This is a genomic window from Eisenbergiella tayi (assembly GCF_001881565.1).
Taxonomy (GTDB): domain Bacteria; phylum Bacillota; class Clostridia; order Lachnospirales; family Lachnospiraceae; genus Eisenbergiella; species Eisenbergiella tayi.
Genome location: NZ_MPDJ01000001.1, coordinates 1,316,739 through 1,332,337, shown reverse-complemented (window position 1 = coordinate 1,332,337; position 15,599 = coordinate 1,316,739). Strand labels below are relative to the sequence as shown.

Genomic DNA, 15,599 nt, shown 5'->3' with positions numbered 1-15,599 from the left:
AAACGGATACCTGTAATAACAGAACAAAATAAGTATAATACTACATGGAAAAGCAGCGTAGAAAAGAGGAAATGAATGAACGAAAATAACAATACACAGCAGGAAAATATATCCCGGGTTCTTCTGGTAGGGGTTAACGTGGATGATAATCCTGATTTTGAAACCTCCATGGAAGAGCTGGAAAGCCTGGCAGAGGCCTGCGAAATGGAAGTTACGGCCAAAATAGAACAGAACCTTTCATCCCTTAATCCCGCTTATTATATAGGAAGCGGTAAGGTTAAGGAAGTTCAGGAAACCGTGGAACAGATGGATTTGGACTATGTGATTTTTGATGAAACCTTATCCCCTTCCCAGCTGAAAAATCTGCAGAAGGAAGTGGGAGTCCCCATAATGGATCGGACCAATCTGATTCTGGAGATTTTTTCCCGGAGAGCCAAAACCCGGGAGGCAAGGCTGCAGGTAGAGTCAGCCAATCTCCAATACATGCTGCCTCGTCTTGTAGGCATGAGGGAAGCCCTTGGACGGCAGGCCGGAGCCAGCGGAAGCATGAGTAATAAGGGTACCGGTGAAAAGCAGATAGAGCTTGACAGACGTAAAATTGAAAAGAGAATAAGTGAACTGCGCAGAGAGCTGGAAGCCATTGAACATGACAGGAATACCCAGCGTAAGCGTCGGAATGATTCTTCCCTTCCCCAGGTGGCCCTTGTGGGCTATACCAACGCAGGGAAATCCACTCTTATGAACAAGATGGTGGAAACCTATGTGGGAAAAGAGGAGAAAATGGTGGTGGCAAGAGATATGCTTTTTGCTACACTGGACACTACTGTTCGAAAAATCAACCAGAATGACAGAAAGGATTTTCTGCTGTCTGATACGGTTGGATTTATAAGCAAGCTGCCTCATGGGCTGGTTAAGGCTTTTCGTTCTACGCTGGATGAGGTCCGTTATGCGGATTTGCTTTTACAGATTGTAGACGCATCGGATGAACACTACCGGGAACACATTCAGGTAACAGAAGAAACCCTGCGGGAGCTGGGAGCCGAAAAGATTCCCTGCATATATGTGATGAATAAAGCGGATCTCATTATGGCAAAGGAAGAACTACCCAGGATTGACGGAAATAAGATTTTTATGTCCGCCCGTGACGGCATAGGCCTGCAGGAGCTTTTGCAGATGATTAAAAAAAGGGTTTTCTCCGGAAACAGGGAAGGCATATTTCTTATCCCTTACGAAAAAGGAGAAATTGTCAGCTATTTAAACAGCAATGCGACAGTCAGCAGCCAGGAATATCTGGCGGAAGGGGTAAAACTCTTTGTGGACTGCAGGGAAAGTGATTACTCCAAATACAGGGAATATTTATTCCCGGAAGACTGAAAAATAATTTTATCTGCCAAAAAGGGAGTCTGATTAGCGCTCCTCCATAAAAACAGCAGGGAAGAAACCGGATTACTGGATTTCTTCCCTGCTTTCTTTTTTTATATTGTATTTTCCTGATACAAAGGAGCTTTTTCCAATACTTTTATCCCCAGGAATGTAAAAATTGAAAAAGCCGCAAAGAGGAAGAGGAAGAGCCAAATGTTTTCCGGCAAAGGATCAATCAGAGCGGCGATATAGGTTCCTGAAAAATTGAAAAACATGTGCAGCAGCATGGGAGCCGCAAGAGTTTTAAAGCGTTTGCAGAGCCAGCCGAGTATGAGTCCGAGAAGGAAGGCATAAATTCCCTGTATCCAGTTCATATGAGCTATGCCGAACAGAATGGCCTGAATGATATTTGCTGCATGGAAACCGAGTCCGGTCTTTCTTAAATATTGGAGGGTAAGCCCTCTGAAAATAAGCTCTTCACCCAGCGGTGCCATTACCAGAGTAACGATGGATGAAAGCAATGTAAGCCCTACGATTCCGCTTTCCTCCATCAGCATATTGTATTCGTCCATGATATCAGGCACCAGATGATCGGCCGCGCCCAAAAGGAGGGTAACGAAGAAATAAATACCCACAGACAGCAAAAAAATACCGGCCAGGTTATGTATATGAAGCAGTTTTTTAACAGTGCCCCTTTCTTTTTTCCGTGTAAAGCCAAGATAATACCAGCACCCGAAAACAAGAAGGGTAACACCCTGAATCAATACAAGAACGCCTGTATAATGCTCCATAACATAAGTATAAACAATATCATTCAGCATAGCGGGATCCATTCCCGGCTGCATGGACATATAGACCGTTACAGCGGCATAAATTATCTGGCCCCCCAGAACCTGTATCAGCAGCATAAATAACAGCGGCAGTAAAGAAAGCACTCCATAACCGATTCTTTTTCCTTTGCTCATATGTAATTGTTCTCCTAATTTCCAGTCTGTCTTTTCCCTATTATATGCACACAGGAAACGTTTCTGCAATATTTATTATGTCATCGGCCGGCCCTTTTGTTCTTCTGTAAAAATCTTTCCTGCGCACAGGTTAAGTATACGCATTGACATCCATATTTGTCTGTCCTAGAATGTAAAAAAAGAAAACGTTGATATTCCCATAAAAACAGGAGTAAACAAATGCCGCTGAAAGCCGCAATATGCGATGATGAACCGGAACAGGCCGGAATGCTGGAACGTTACATAAAGGAATGGGCTGTTTCTTCCGATATAAAAATAGAGACAAGGATTTTTCCCAGTGCGGAGGCCTTCCGCTTTGTATGGGAGGAGGAAAAGGACTGGTGGCTGATCCTGCTGGATATTCAGATGGAGGGGGAAGACGGCGTGTCCCTGGCAAAATATCTGCGGGGAGAGGATGAGAAGCTGCAGATCCTTTTTATAACCGCCCTGCCCGATTACATAGAAGAAGGATACGATGTATCAGCCCTCCATTATCTGATAAAACCCATACGCAGGGATAAGTTTTTTCAATGTCTGGACAAGGCGGCGAAGAAGGAAGAGGAAGAAAGTTATCTTCTTTTAACGACAGTGCAGGGCGAAAAAGTACGGGCGGCTCAAAAAGAGATTATGTATATGGAAGCCTTTGCCCATACGGTTCAGATTCATATGAAGGAAGAAATTTTGGAGGTTCGGTGCGGAATTAATACACTGGAGGAGCAATTGGAGGGAAAAAATTTTATCAGGTGCCATCGCTCCTATATCGTGGGACTGGCTTATGCCGCGAGAATAAAAAAGAAGGAGCTTCTGCTGGATGACGGGACTTCGGTTCCTGTCAGCAGAAGGCTTTTTCAGGAGGTAAACAGGGCTTTTGTAGCATATTACAGGAGAGAAGAAAGCGGAGAATACGGAACAGGGGAAAGGACTTAAGGATTATGAGTATCTGGTTGGCAGTCGTCTATATAACCGCTTTTTTACTGGCGGCAGTGGGCCTTTCTTTTCTTATCCGTTGGTATCTGACCCGGCTGGTGGATCGGAGAATCGAAGGCTTTCAAAATGATCTGATAAGCAGGCAGGTGGACGAAGTGGAGAACATGTACCGACAGATGAGAGGCTGGCGGCATGATTTCCGCAATCATATACAAACCATGCTTATTTTAATGGAAAATGGTGAAAACCAACGTCTTAAAGAATACCTGGAAGGCTTGAATGCAGATCTCACCGAAGTGGATCAGGTGCTGAAAACAGGAAATGTCATGGCTGATGCCATTCTTAACAGTAAGCTTTCCCTGGCCCGCGCGAAAGGTATTGCGGTGAATGCCAAGGCAAAAGTACCCGGCCGGATGCGGATTTCTGATGTGAATCTGTGTGCCATGTTGGGAAATCTTCTGGATAATGCCATTGAGGCCTGCCTTCGGATAGAGGAGCCCGAAAAAAGGTTCATAAGAGTATATATAGGAATTATGAAGCAGCAGTTATATATTTCCGTAACCAACTCTATGGGAAAAAGACCCGAGAAAACAGGCGGCCGTTTTCTGTCCTCGAAAAGCGGACGGGATGAAATGGCCCGTTTCGGCTTCGGGCTCATGCGGATTGATGTCATAGCGGAACAAAATGGAGGTTATGTAAACCGGCAAAATGAAGAAGGGGTGTTTGCTGCGGAAGTGATGCTTCCCTTATAAATATCAGGTAATTCCAATTGCCTGGGATAACCATTCGTGCATAAAAGATGACCTTTTGTGCACGAATTTTCTTTTGCCTGGTGACAGGTGTTATCCTTGGATGGTAGTAATACGAATAAGTCAGCAGGGTGGTGTAGATATGGGAAATGGAAAAGTAAAAAAGAAGCCGAAGTATTCGGTACTGCAGAATTTGGCCTATGTATTGCCCAAGTGGTGGAAATGGGATAAAAAGGGTATGTTGACGGGATTGTGCAGAATTCCCCTTGTAGTGGTGATTCCCTTAATGGGTATATTACTGCCGAAGGCAGTGCTGGACTGTGTCACAGAAGGCGGTTCTCTGTTCAGGCTGGCGGCGGTCTTATCTGTTTTTACCTTTATCCTTTGTGTGTGCCACATGGTGGACAAATATATTACACGTGGACAGATATTTGCTATTGGCCTCAAAAATCGGATGAATTATCTTTATATTTGGGCGGAAAAGATTTTTACAACAGATTATTCCAATATAGAGCAAAGCAAAGGGCAGCTGCAAAAAGAGAAGGCGAGGGAATTCCTGCGGGGCAGTGATTCAGGGGGAGAGGCAGTTATTTCTTCGTTTGTGGGAATCAGCGGAGATATTCTGGGGCTTCTGGTATATGCGGGGATTGTGGCCTCCCTGCATCCTCTGATTATTCCTTTCCTGCTGATAATAGCTGCGTTGATATTTGCGGCAGGTCAGGCAGTCAGACGGCTGGAATACCGAATTCGTGATGAAAGTACGGCATTGAATCAGAAGCTTTATTATTTGTTTTACACTCCCACTGATTTTGCGGCGGGAAAGGATTTCCGGCTTTTCCGGATCGGGGATTGGTTCGGTGAATTGTTTTCAGTCTTTTTATCTGAAAAAAGCAGGCTGACCGGTAAAAATGAATTTTGGTGGTTTGCAGTTAATGCACTACAGGGAATTCTCAGCTTTGCGCGGGATGGTATTTGCTATTTCCTTCTGATTAAAATGGTGCTGGAAGGACGGATAACAGCAGGGGATTTTACCATGTATTTTGGAGCGGTAGCCGGTTTCTCCGTATGGCTGAATGATATCGCGCATCAAACCGGCAATCTGTCCAGATTCAGTATGGAATGCTGTGACTACAGGGAATTTATAGAAATGCCGGATACGTATGTGAATGACGGAAAACAGACGATCACAGCTGAGGAAGGGAGCCCTGTTGAAATCTGTTTTGAGCATGTTTATTTCCGATATCCGGATGCGCAGAAGGATACGCTGTGTGACCTGAATTTTATTATAAAGCCGGGGGAAAAGCTGGCTTTAGTAGGGTTAAACGGGGCGGGAAAGACAACCTGTATAAAGCTGCTGTGCGGTTTATATCATCCCACCTCGGGGAGGATTCTGATTAATGGAAAGGATATGGCAGCCTGCAGCCGTGATGAATATTACAGGCTTTTCTCCGTCGTATTCCAGGAAATTAATTTTTTGCCATTTTCCATCGCACAGAATGTTTCGGCCAGTGAAACGGATTTTGACAGGGATGAGGTACAAAAGTGTCTGGAGCAGGCAGGGTTGTGGGACAAGGTAAAAGACTTTCCAAAGGGAATGGATACCATGCTTAACCGAACGCTGAATGAAGATGCGGAAGAGCTGTCAGGAGGCGAATGGCAAAAACTTCTGCTGGCGCGGGCATTGTATAAAAAAGGGCCGGTTATCATTCTGGATGAACCGACAGCCGCTCTGGATCCTATAGCGGAGAATGAATTATATCATAAATATGGGGAACTCACCAAAGGACGAACCTCTCTTTACATATCCCACAGATTGGCCAGTACCAGGTTTTGTGACAGGATATTTTTCCTGGAAAACGGTTCCGTTACAGAAATGGGAAGCCATGAAGAACTGATGGCCCGCAAAGGTTCCTATGCTTACATGTATGAAATTCAGAGTCATTATTATAAGAAAAAGCTGGAAAGGGGTGAAGGATATGAAAAGAGATAAGCTCAGGACGGAGCTTCATATGCTTGGAAGGATTTTTAGACTGTATCACCAGTTTACCGGCGGGTTCTGGTTCGTGGTGGTTTTTCATGCGATACTTCAGGTTGCTTCTCCTTTTATTAACCTTTATTTCAGCGCCAGAATCCTGAATGAACTGATTGGAAATAAAAATGTGCAGCTGCTGGGACGATATGTATTATTAACCCTGACTATTAATCTGGCGGTATACCTTCTTATGCAGGGGATTGAAAAACTGAAGAACATTGCCAGTGAAAAGATCATGTGGAAGGAATATAACAGTATCAGTGAAGTGTTCCTGAATACAGATTATGAGAATCTGGGGGATCCGTCCTATCAGAATAAAAAGAGATATTATCTGGAAAGAATACAGATGGAAGGCGGTTTATGCTGGAGGGTAATCGGAAACGTACAAAACATTGTAAAAGGAGCCATAACCATAGGGACAGCTATCGTATTCGCGGTTCCTGCTTTTATGCCGTTTCACGGAAGCACCTCTTTTTTTTCCACCCGAACAGCGTCCATTCTGATGATCCTGCTGCTTGTGGGAGCATCCATATACTCTGTATGGCTGAATGGCAGGCAGGTGGAGCTGGATCGCAAATTCATGGAAGAATTTATGCTGGGAAACAGAAGTTTTATGTACTATGCAGGTGATTGTATGGATTACCGATATGGAAAAGAAATACGTCTGTATAGCGAAGGACAAATGCTTGTGGAAGGAATGAAAAAGGTGCTGGATATTGACCGGCTGGGAAAGAGAGGGCTTCTTTCCGGTTTCTATGAAGCGGTAAAAGACGGCCTGGGAGTGCTTCTTGGCGGATGTGTTTACTTTTTCATAGGAGCAAAAGCGATAGCCGGTGCTTTCGGAGCAGGGATGATAGTTCAGTATGTGGGTGCAGTTACTCAGTTTACAGGAGGCTTTTCTGAAATTATTTCGGGAATATCCGCTCTTCGAAGTGAAGAACCGTTCCTGGAAAACTATCTGGGAATCCTGGATTCCAAACCGATTAAGTACCAGGGAACCCTTCCCGTAGAAAAAAGGGATGATAATGAATATGAAATTGAATTCCGGAATGTCAGCTTCCGTTATCCCGGCTCCGACAATTGGGCCTTACGTAATCTTTCCTTAAAAATGAAGGTAGGAGAGCATCTTGCCGTTGTAGGAAGAAACGGCAGCGGAAAGACCACCTTTATCAAGCTGCTCTGCCGGCTGTATGACCCCACGGAGGGAGAAATCCTGCTGAACGGAATCGACATAAGGAAATATAATTATAGCGAATATCTTTCCTTATTTTCCGTAGTATTTCAGGATTTCAGATTATTTTCCTTTTCCCTCGGACAGAATGTGGCGGCCTCCGTGGAAGTGGATGGACAGAAGGCAGAGGATTGCCTGAACAAAACAGGTTTTTCCGACCGTATGCCTGATATGCCCAGAGGTCTGGATACTCCTTTGTACCGGGATTTTGAGTCTGACGGCGTGGAAATTTCCGGGGGAGAGGCACAAAAAATTGCCTTGGCAAGAGCTTTGTATAAGGATGCGCCCTTCGTTATCCTGGATGAACCCACTGCGGCTCTTGATCCCGTGGCAGAATATGAAATATATTCCGGTTTCGAAACACTGGTGGGGAGCAAAAGCGCCGTTTACATTTCCCATCGCCTGTCCTCCTGCCGGTTCTGTGACGATATTGCGGTATTTGAGCAGGGGCAGCTGGTTCAGAGGGGAGATCATGAAACCCTTCTTGCCCAAAGGGAAGGCCTGTATCAGGAGCTGTGGAATGCCCAGGCTCAGTATTATGAGGATAATACGGAAGAGTCGGAAAAATATAGTATAGAGCCGGTTATGGAAGGTTAAAATACATACGGAATTATAATGCATAAGCGTTACAGTTCAGCCTTCAGTCGCCGTCTGTGCCAGCCCTGCCGCCCTTGCCGTCCTCCTTTTCCCAGCCCGCCTGGCCTTGCCCTCCCCTGTGGGGCAGCACCCTGCAAGGTTCCTTAGAGGGGACGCTCCCGCTCGGATAATCACGCAGCGGTACTAAGGCTGCACAGGACGCAGCCTAAGGACCGGCGTGCTTATAACGCCCCTTACAGAAATCCTTGCAGGGTGCTGCCCCACAGGGGAGGGCAAGGCCAGGCGGGCTGGGAAAAGGAGGGCGGCAAGGGCGGCGGGGCTGGCACAGACGGCGGCTGAAGGCTGAACTGTAACGCTTATGCAGAGGATATTATCAAAATAAGTTGACAAAACCCAAAAAGTTTCCTAATATCAATACATATATATTGATAAGGCAGAGAAAAGGAAAAGTAAGCTGCATGTCTCATCCACAGAGAGAAAACCGATGGTGGGAGGTTTTCATGAAGCCGCAGCCCAACCGGCCTTGGAGCCTTGTACGAAGGAACGTGACGGTTCCATAAGTGCAACGTAATTCCGGCGTTAACGGAAAAGTAAGTGAACGCATCAGCAGATGTGTTAATCAGGGTGGTACCGCCGGTTTTCCGGTCCCTCAGACAGGTTTCCTTTAGGAGGCCTGAATGGCGGATCAGAAAACGGCGGTTTTTTTGCTGAAAAAAGCAATGAAGGAAAAAGGAGAAAGAAAAATGGCAGACAAGAAATTGGTGGAGGCAATAACCTCCATGGACGAGGATTTCGCTCAATGGTACACCGATGTGGTAAAGAAAGCGGAGCTGATTGACTATACCAGCGTTAAGGGCTGTATGGTGATAAAGCCTGCGGGCTATGCGATCTGGGAGCTTATCCAGAAGCAGCTGGACGAGAGATTCAAGGCAACCGGCGTGGAGAATGTGTATCTTCCCATGTTTATACCGGAAAGCCTTCTTCAGAAGGAAAAGGATCATGTGGAAGGCTTTGCCCCTGAGGTGGCATGGGTAACCCATGGCGGCCTTCAGCCTCTCCAGGAACGTCTGTGTGTGCGCCCTACCTCGGAAACGCTTTTCTGTGATTTTTATAAAAATGATATCCATTCTTACCGTGACCTTCCCAAGGTATACAACCAGTGGTGTTCCGTTGTCCGCTGGGAAAAGGAAACCAGGCCTTTCCTGCGTTCCCGTGAATTTCTGTGGCAGGAAGGACATACCGCGCATGCCACTATGGAAGAAGCGGAGGAGCGTACGATCCAGATGCTGAACCTGTATGCGGATTTCTGTGAGCAGGTTCTGGCTATGCCTGTTATCAGGGGACGCAAGACAGATAAAGAGAAATTTGCGGGAGCGGAATCTACTTATACGATAGAGGCCCTGATGCATGACGGAAAGGCACTGCAGTCCGGCACAAGCCATAACTTCGGCGACGGCTTTGCCAAAGCCTTCGGTATCCAGTTTACCGATAAGGACAATACCCTGAAATATGTTTACCAGACCTCCTGGGGAATGACGACACGTCTTATCGGTGCGATCATCATGGTTCACGGAGACAATTCCGGCCTGGTGCTCCCTCCTAAGGTGGCTCCTACCCAGATCGTGATCATTCCTATCCAGCAGAAGAAGGAAGGCGTTCTGGATACCGCTTATCAGCTGAAGGACAGGCTCAGTAATTTCCGTGTGAAAGTGGATGATTCCGACAAGAGTCCCGGATGGAAATTCTCCGAACAGGAAATGCGCGGCATTCCCATCCGTGTGGAAATCGGCCCCAAGGACATCGAAGCAGGAAAATGTGTGCTCTGCCGCAGGGATACCAGAGAAAAAATCGAGGTTGCCCTGGAGGATCTGGAGGCAAAGGCAGGAGAGCTTCTTGAGCAGATTCAGACGGATATGCTGGAACGCGCCCGCGCCCACAGAGATTCCCATACCTATGTGGCGGAAAACATGGAACAGCTGGAAGAAACCCTCAATACCAAGCCGGGCTTTGTAAAAGCCATGTGGTGCGGCGACCAGGCCTGCGAGGATATGATCAAAGAAAAATACGCCGCCACCAGCCGCTGTATGCCTTTCGAGCAGGAACAGCTTTCCGATAAGTGCGTATGCTGCGGAAAGCCGGCCAAAAAAATGGTTTATTGGGGAAGAGCTTATTAATCTTTCCCACATCATGGAAAAAGTATGATAGAATACCATTATGGAAATGCGGAATAAGGCAGGAAAATATACCTTCCTGGCGGATCCGTATGAAAAAATGGATGAAAACAGCAGGAGGGTATCATAAGTATGAAGGTTTTGGTTATCAACTGCGGCAGCTCTTCCCTGAAATATCAGCTGATTGACAGCGACAGTGAAGAGGTACTGGCAAAAGGTTTATGTGAAAGAATCGGAATTGACGGCAGCAACATCGCCCATCAGCCGGCAGGCGGTGACAAGGTGAAGCAGGAAGCGGATATGCCGGATCACACTGCAGCGGTGAAGCTGGTAATAGAAAAGCTTACCGATGAGAAGGTGGGAGTGATACGTTCCCTTAAGGAAATTGATGCGGTAGGACACCGTATGGTTCATGGAGGGGAGAATTTTTCCGGTTCCGTATGTATTAACGAAGAGGTCCTTCAGGCGATCGAGGACTGCAATGACCTGGCTCCGCTGCATAACCCGGCGAACCTCATCGGCGTCAGATCCTGCCAGGCTATCATGCCGGATGTGCCCATGGTGGCGGTGTTCGATACCGCATTCCATCAGACCATGCCGGAAAAGGCATACTTGTACGGCCTTCCTTATGAATATTACAAAAAATATAAAATCAGACGCTACGGCTTCCATGGCACCAGCCATGATTTTGTATCCGAACGCGCGGCCCGGATCCTGGGCAGGGACAGAAAGGATTTGAAGATCATCGTATGCCATCTGGGCAACGGCGCTTCTGTTTCCGCAGTGAAGTACGGGGAATCCGTGGATACCTCCATGGGACTGACTCCCCTGGAAGGCCTCATCATGGGAACCAGAAGCGGGGACATGGATCCTGCTATTGTTTCCTTCCTTGCGGAAAAAGAAGGTCTGAGCGCATCTGAGGTAATCGATATCTGCAATAAGAAATCCGGCGTTCTCGGTCTGTCTGACGGGTATTCCAGCGATTTCCGCGATCTGGTACAGGCTTCGGAGTCCGGGAATGATCAGGCAAAGCATGCGCTGGAGGCATATGCCTACCGCGTGGGCAAATATATCGGCGCTTATGCCGCTGCCATGAACGGCGTGGATGTGATCGTATTCACGGCAGGCGTGGGTGAGAACAATTCTGAAGTACGCGCGATGATCGCCCAGTATATCGGATATCTGGGAACCAATATTGATTTGGAGAAAAACAAAGTGCGCGGGGAAGAAATCATTCTTTCCGATGAAGGAAGCGCGGTGGTTACCATGGTGGTTCCCACCAATGAAGAGCTGGCTATTGCCCGTGAAACGGTGCGGCTGGTGAAATAAGCAGCATGATCCGACTGTAAATGCAGGGGTGCCGGAATCGGCGCCCCTTTTCCCATTAAGAAAACAGCAGGAGAACGTGAATATGAACAATGAATATATAGCAAGTGTGAACTCAGGTGTTTTTTATCTGATAGTAGCCTGTGTCCTACTTTTCATTACAGTGATGTGTTTTGTATATCTGATAAAAAGCTATCGTGCCGGCCTGGCTATCGGCATGGACAAAAAAGTTCTGAAACGTGCCATTATATCCAGCGCCACCTTTACCATCCTGCCCAGTATAAGCATCCTGCTGGGCGTTATCGCCCTCAGCGGAACGTTGGGGGTCCCCTTTTCCTGGCTCCGCCTTTCGGTAATTGGTGCCCTTCAGTATGAATTGAATGTGGCGGAAATCGCCGCTCAGAGCATCGGCCTCACAGGTCTGAAGCTGTCGGAAATGAGTATGTCGGCGTTTGCAACCATTTCACTGGTAATGACCATCGGCATTCTGGGCGGGGTGTTCTGCTGTATTTTCTTCCTTAAAAAGTATCTCGGCAAAATCCAGAAGGCCCCTAAAGCGAAGGGCGACAGCAAGCCCGGTTTCGGTGACCATGCCACAACCTGTATGTTTGTTGGTTTGTGCGGCGCTTATATCGGTTCCTACGTGGGGACGTTTACCAGTACCGGAAACTATGTCCCTCTTGCGGTTGCCGCGGTATCTGCAGCGTTTATGGCGGTATTCGAATATTTTACCAACAAAAAAGGCATGGCGGTCCTGGATAACTTCAGCATGGCGGTGAGTATGCTGGCAGGCATGGCAGCAGCTGTGATCATGAGCCTGGTATAAGGGAGGGATGAAAATGGACGAAAAGAAAATCGAACGAATGCAGGAAGACGAAGCCCTTAAGCAGGCTTTTCTGGATGACTTCAACAAAGGAATCCACAGGATAGGAAGATGTATGCTCATTGTCAGTGTAATCCTGCTGATAGGAGTCCCTTTCTTAATCGGAGCGGTAAACGGCGTCACACCAAGCCTGAAAGGCTTTCTGATTGGTTTCGCCAAGGTGGGGATTATTTATATACCTGTAGCGATTGTGGAATTCCTGGTATACACACCCATGCTGGGAGCCGGCGGCAGCTATCTGGCCTTTATCACCGGCAACGTGACGAACATGAAAATCCCCTGTGCCATGAATGCCAGGGATATCGCCAAAACCAAGGTGGGAACCCCGGAAAATGAAATTATTTCCACGATCAGCGTGGCCACCAGTGCCATTGTCACCACTCTGGTTATTGTGGCGGGGGTTATATTAATGATTCCGCTGCGTCCGGTCTTGGAAAATCCGGTGCTCATCCCCGCGTTTGACAACGTGGTACCCGCTCTGTTCGGCGCTTTGGGCTTAAAGTATTTTATGAAGAGCCCCAAGATTGCGGCAGTACCGGTTCTTTCCATGACTCTGCTGTGTGTATTTGTGCCGGCGGCTATTTCCCAGACCAGCCTTTTGATGATTCCGGCGGGTGGGATGGCCCTGCTGATTGGCTATTTCCTGTTCAAAAAAGGAAAGCTCTAAGCTTTTCTTTTATAATAAAAAATATTAGGGGGAATCAGATATGACAGGCAATATAATCCTGGCAATTGTAATTCTTATACTTCTGCTTGCAGCAGCAGTTATAGTGAGAACCTGTATGCTGCAGCCCACATCGGCCATGACGGCAAAGGTGGAGCTTCAGGAAAACGAAAGAGCGAGAGAATACGGAGAAGCTCTGGCAAAAATGATCCGAAAGGAAACGGTATCCAGCCGGTTTGATACCGATAAGACAAAATTTTATGAATTTCACGAAATCCTGGAGGAACTGTTTCCTCTGGTACATAAAACCTGTGAGAAGCATGAATTCAACGGAAGCCTGCTTTTTAAATGGAGCGGTAAGGGAAAGGCGGAGCCCATCCTCCTCATGAGCCATCATGATGTTGTGGAAGCCAACGGAAAATGGGATCATGAACCCTTCAGCGGTGATATTGACGGACACGGAAACCTCTGGGGCAGGGGAACCGTGGATACCAAATCCAGCCTGTTTTGCATTTTTACCGCTGTGGAAGAACTGATAAAGGAAGGCCATCAGCCGGAGAGGGATGTCTATATCGCCAGCAGCTGTACGGAGGAATTCAGCGGAGAGGGCGCGCCGTCAACGGTTGCTTATCTGAAGGAGCAGGGAGTAAAGCTGGCACTTTTGATAGATGAAGGCGGCATGATTATGGAAGAACCCATCGGCGGCGTGAAAGGGACCTATGCCATGGTGGGGGTTCTGGAAAAGGGTTACGGCGACCTGAAGTTTATCGCCAGGGGCAAAGGCGGCCATGCCAGCGCGCCGGGGAAAAATACACCTCTTGTCCGTCTGAGTAAATTTATGGCGGATGTGGAAAAGCACGATCCCTTTACCAGTGAATTTAACCCTACTGTGCTGGAAATGTTCCGCCGTGTAACCCCTAATATGAATTTTGGGATGAAAATGGTATTTGCCAACCTGTGGCTTTTCAAGCCTCTTCTTAAAAAGCTCATGCCTTCTATAAGCCCCGCCGGCGCGGCCATGCTGCATACCACAATTGCCTTTACCATGGCAAAGGGGGCGGATGGCCTGAATGTACTGCCTCAGGAAGCTTATGTGACAGGCAATCTTCGTTTTATCCCTCATCAGCCAACGGATGAAAGCATTGAGCTGATCAGCGAAAAAGCGAAGCAGTACGATCTGGAGACAGAGGTTATTTACAAGGATTATCCCTGTCCGGTTGTCAATTATGCGGAGGATGCCTTCCGGAAGGTGGAAGAAACCATCCATGAAATTTATCCGGGAATCGGGGTCAGCCCTTACGTGATGACCGGCGGTACCGATGCCAAATATTATAAGGATATATGTGATAACTGCATACGTTTTGCCCCGCTTTATATTAATAAACAGCAGTATGAAAGCATCCATGGGCTGAATGAGAATATTTCCATCGGGGCGCTGCCCATGGGAGTGGATTTCTATAAAAAGATAATAAAGGAAAGTTAGTTCAAAGTGCTTTTGGCACTTTTGAAATATTTATTTACGGTCGGCGGAGCAAATTCGGTGACCTGTTGGAAAAGGGCTGAAGCCATGTGTAAAAGTGCACGGGATTCAGTCTTTTTTTGTTGCCCATGTATGCAGTTTATGCTAAGATAAATTTATCTGTAAATTCTTTTTTTATCAGGGCAGTTCTGCCCATAAGTTTCCGTATTTTTATTTTAAGGGTAAGGGGGGATGTCTATGCTTGTTTTTCGTTTCTGATTATTGATTCAATTCCTGTGTATATGATAAAATAAAGGAGAAGATTAAATGACTGAAAGAAAAACCAAAATGGTGCCTCTTGGCGAATTAACCCTTATGGACCGCTTTCTCTTTGATGCGGCAATGGAAAACGAAGAGGTACATCGGGCGGTGCTTGAGATTATTTTAGGCAGAGACATTGCCCTTTTGACGAAAAACGAAACAGAGAAGGAGCTGCGGACAAGCCCGCTTTTGCGTTCCATTCGTATGGACGTTTTTTCCATGGATGAGGACAGGATTATATATAATTCGGAAATGCAGAAGCAGCTTAAGTATGATTTGCCGAAACGCAGCAGATACTACCAGTCACTATTGGATTCTTCGCTGCTGGAACCCGGTTCCATTCACTTTAACCTGCTGAACGAAACTTACATTATTGTGATCACGCCGTATGATATATTTGGACTTGGTAAATATAAATATACCTTTCAGGCCAGATGCAGTGAGGATTTATCGTGTGTTCTTGAGGATGGGGCAGTCCGTATTTTTCTTAATACGAAGGGAAAGAACCGGGACGAAGTGAGCAGTGAGCTGGTGGAATTTTTGGAGTATGCGGAACAGACAGACGGGAAACAGGCCTGTGAGTCAGAGAGCGAAAGAATCAGAAAAATCCATAATTACATCTGCAAAATAAAATCCAGCGAAGAGATGGGAGTGAGATATATGCAGGCATGGGAAGAAAAAGTGAAAGATAGGGAAGAAGGCTTTGAAGATGGATTCGTGGATGGAGCAAGAGACAAAGCCTGTCAGACAGCCCATAATTTGTATGACAGAGGATTCTCGGCGGAGGATACGTCCGGGATCGTGGAGGAAAGCCTGGAAACGGTAAGGCGATGGTATCAGGAATGGGCTGGTAAATAATAGCCATAAAAATAT

12 protein-coding genes and 1 other annotated feature are annotated in these 15,599 nt (G+C 46.8%); of the genes, 11 read left to right on the top strand and 1 reads right to left on the bottom strand.

The window, feature by feature from the left end; translation table 11 throughout:
- Window positions 1–75: 75 nt before the first annotated feature.
- A complete protein-coding gene (gene hflX, locus BLA28_RS05515) occupies window positions 76–1,374 on the top strand; it encodes a GTPase HflX (RefSeq protein WP_069156358.1) in 1,299 nt (432 codons plus the stop codon).
- Window positions 1,375–1,475: 101 nt separating this feature from the next.
- Here the strand turns inward: hflX and BLA28_RS05510 are convergent, their stop codons facing one another.
- The gene (locus BLA28_RS05510; RefSeq protein WP_069156357.1) at window positions 1,476–2,327 is read right to left on the bottom strand and encodes a CPBP family intramembrane glutamic endopeptidase; all 852 of its coding nucleotides are present in this window, start codon (window positions 2,325–2,327) and stop codon (window positions 1,476–1,478) included.
- A gap of 219 nt (window positions 2,328–2,546) precedes the next feature.
- Here BLA28_RS05510 and BLA28_RS05505 point away from each other — a divergent pair, with 219 nt between their 5' ends.
- From BLA28_RS05505 to BLA28_RS05460, 10 genes are all read left to right on the top strand, one after another.
- On the top strand, window positions 2,547–3,293 hold the full coding sequence (locus BLA28_RS05505; RefSeq protein WP_069156356.1) for a LytR/AlgR family response regulator transcription factor: 747 nt from the start codon (window positions 2,547–2,549) through the stop codon (window positions 3,291–3,293).
- 5 nt (window positions 3,294–3,298) lie between these two features.
- Complete coding sequence (locus tag BLA28_RS05500; protein WP_081329873.1) at window positions 3,299–4,045, top strand: sensor histidine kinase; 747 nt, start codon at window positions 3,299–3,301, stop codon at window positions 4,043–4,045.
- 139 nt (window positions 4,046–4,184) lie between these two features.
- Complete coding sequence (locus tag BLA28_RS05495) at window positions 4,185–6,032, top strand: ABC transporter ATP-binding protein (protein WP_069156355.1); 1,848 nt, start codon at window positions 4,185–4,187, stop codon at window positions 6,030–6,032.
- Window positions 6,019–7,902 (top strand): ABC transporter ATP-binding protein, encoded by a 1,884-nt coding sequence (locus BLA28_RS05490; RefSeq protein ID WP_169897202.1) that lies wholly within the window; start codon window positions 6,019–6,021, stop codon window positions 7,900–7,902. The genes BLA28_RS05495 and BLA28_RS05490 overlap by 14 nt, the downstream gene beginning before the upstream one ends.
- A gap of 427 nt (window positions 7,903–8,329) precedes the next feature.
- Window positions 8,330–8,555, top strand: a binding site (T-box leader).
- A 90-nt stretch (window positions 8,556–8,645) separates the two neighbouring features.
- Window positions 8,646–10,076 (top strand): proline--tRNA ligase, encoded by a 1,431-nt coding sequence (proS, locus tag BLA28_RS05485; protein ID WP_069156641.1) that lies wholly within the window; start codon window positions 8,646–8,648, stop codon window positions 10,074–10,076.
- Between the two features lie 129 nt (window positions 10,077–10,205).
- The gene (locus tag BLA28_RS05480) at window positions 10,206–11,402 is read left to right on the top strand and encodes an acetate/propionate family kinase (protein WP_044972077.1); all 1,197 of its coding nucleotides are present in this window, start codon (window positions 10,206–10,208) and stop codon (window positions 11,400–11,402) included.
- A gap of 82 nt (window positions 11,403–11,484) precedes the next feature.
- Window positions 11,485–12,225, top strand: coding sequence for a DUF5058 family protein (locus tag BLA28_RS05475; RefSeq protein WP_069156354.1), 741 nt, complete (start codon window positions 11,485–11,487; stop codon window positions 12,223–12,225).
- 13 nt (window positions 12,226–12,238) lie between these two features.
- Window positions 12,239–12,949 (top strand): hypothetical protein, encoded by a 711-nt coding sequence (locus tag BLA28_RS05470; RefSeq protein WP_081329870.1) that lies wholly within the window; start codon window positions 12,239–12,241, stop codon window positions 12,947–12,949.
- 40 nt (window positions 12,950–12,989) lie between these two features.
- Window positions 12,990–14,429 carry a M20/M25/M40 family metallo-hydrolase gene (locus BLA28_RS05465; protein ID WP_069156353.1) on the top strand — a complete coding sequence of 480 codons (1,440 nt, stop codon included), beginning with the start codon at window positions 12,990–12,992 and terminating at the stop codon, window positions 14,427–14,429.
- Window positions 14,430–14,732: 303 nt separating this feature from the next.
- Window positions 14,733–15,584, top strand: a complete 852-nt coding sequence (locus tag BLA28_RS05460; protein ID WP_069156352.1) for an Rpn family recombination-promoting nuclease/putative transposase — start codon at window positions 14,733–14,735, stop codon at window positions 15,582–15,584.
- The last annotated feature ends 15 nt before the right edge of the window (window positions 15,585–15,599 follow it).

Bases quoted from the DNA above. Each gene is read 5' to 3' on its own strand.
- proS (WP_069156641.1), top strand. From the start codon at position 8,646: ATGGCAGACAAGAAATTGGTGGAGGCAATAACCTCCATGGACGAGGAT.
- BLA28_RS05510 (WP_069156357.1), bottom strand. From the start codon at position 2,327: ATGAGCAAAGGAAAAAGAATCGGTTATGGAGTGCTTTCTTTACTGCCG.
- BLA28_RS05470 (WP_081329870.1), top strand. From the start codon at position 12,239: ATGGACGAAAAGAAAATCGAACGAATGCAGGAAGACGAAGCCCTTAAG.
- BLA28_RS05465 (WP_069156353.1), top strand. From the start codon at position 12,990: ATGACAGGCAATATAATCCTGGCAATTGTAATTCTTATACTTCTGCTT.
- BLA28_RS05490 (WP_169897202.1), top strand. From the start codon at position 6,019: ATGAAAAGAGATAAGCTCAGGACGGAGCTTCATATGCTTGGAAGGATT.
- BLA28_RS05480 (WP_044972077.1), top strand. From the start codon at position 10,206: ATGAAGGTTTTGGTTATCAACTGCGGCAGCTCTTCCCTGAAATATCAG.
- BLA28_RS05475 (WP_069156354.1), top strand. From the start codon at position 11,485: ATGAACAATGAATATATAGCAAGTGTGAACTCAGGTGTTTTTTATCTG.
- BLA28_RS05500 (WP_081329873.1), top strand. From the start codon at position 3,299: ATGAGTATCTGGTTGGCAGTCGTCTATATAACCGCTTTTTTACTGGCG.
- hflX (WP_069156358.1), top strand. From the start codon at position 76: ATGAACGAAAATAACAATACACAGCAGGAAAATATATCCCGGGTTCTT.
- BLA28_RS05505 (WP_069156356.1), top strand. From the start codon at position 2,547: ATGCCGCTGAAAGCCGCAATATGCGATGATGAACCGGAACAGGCCGGA.
- BLA28_RS05460 (WP_069156352.1), top strand. From the start codon at position 14,733: ATGACTGAAAGAAAAACCAAAATGGTGCCTCTTGGCGAATTAACCCTT.
- BLA28_RS05495 (WP_069156355.1), top strand. From the start codon at position 4,185: ATGGGAAATGGAAAAGTAAAAAAGAAGCCGAAGTATTCGGTACTGCAG.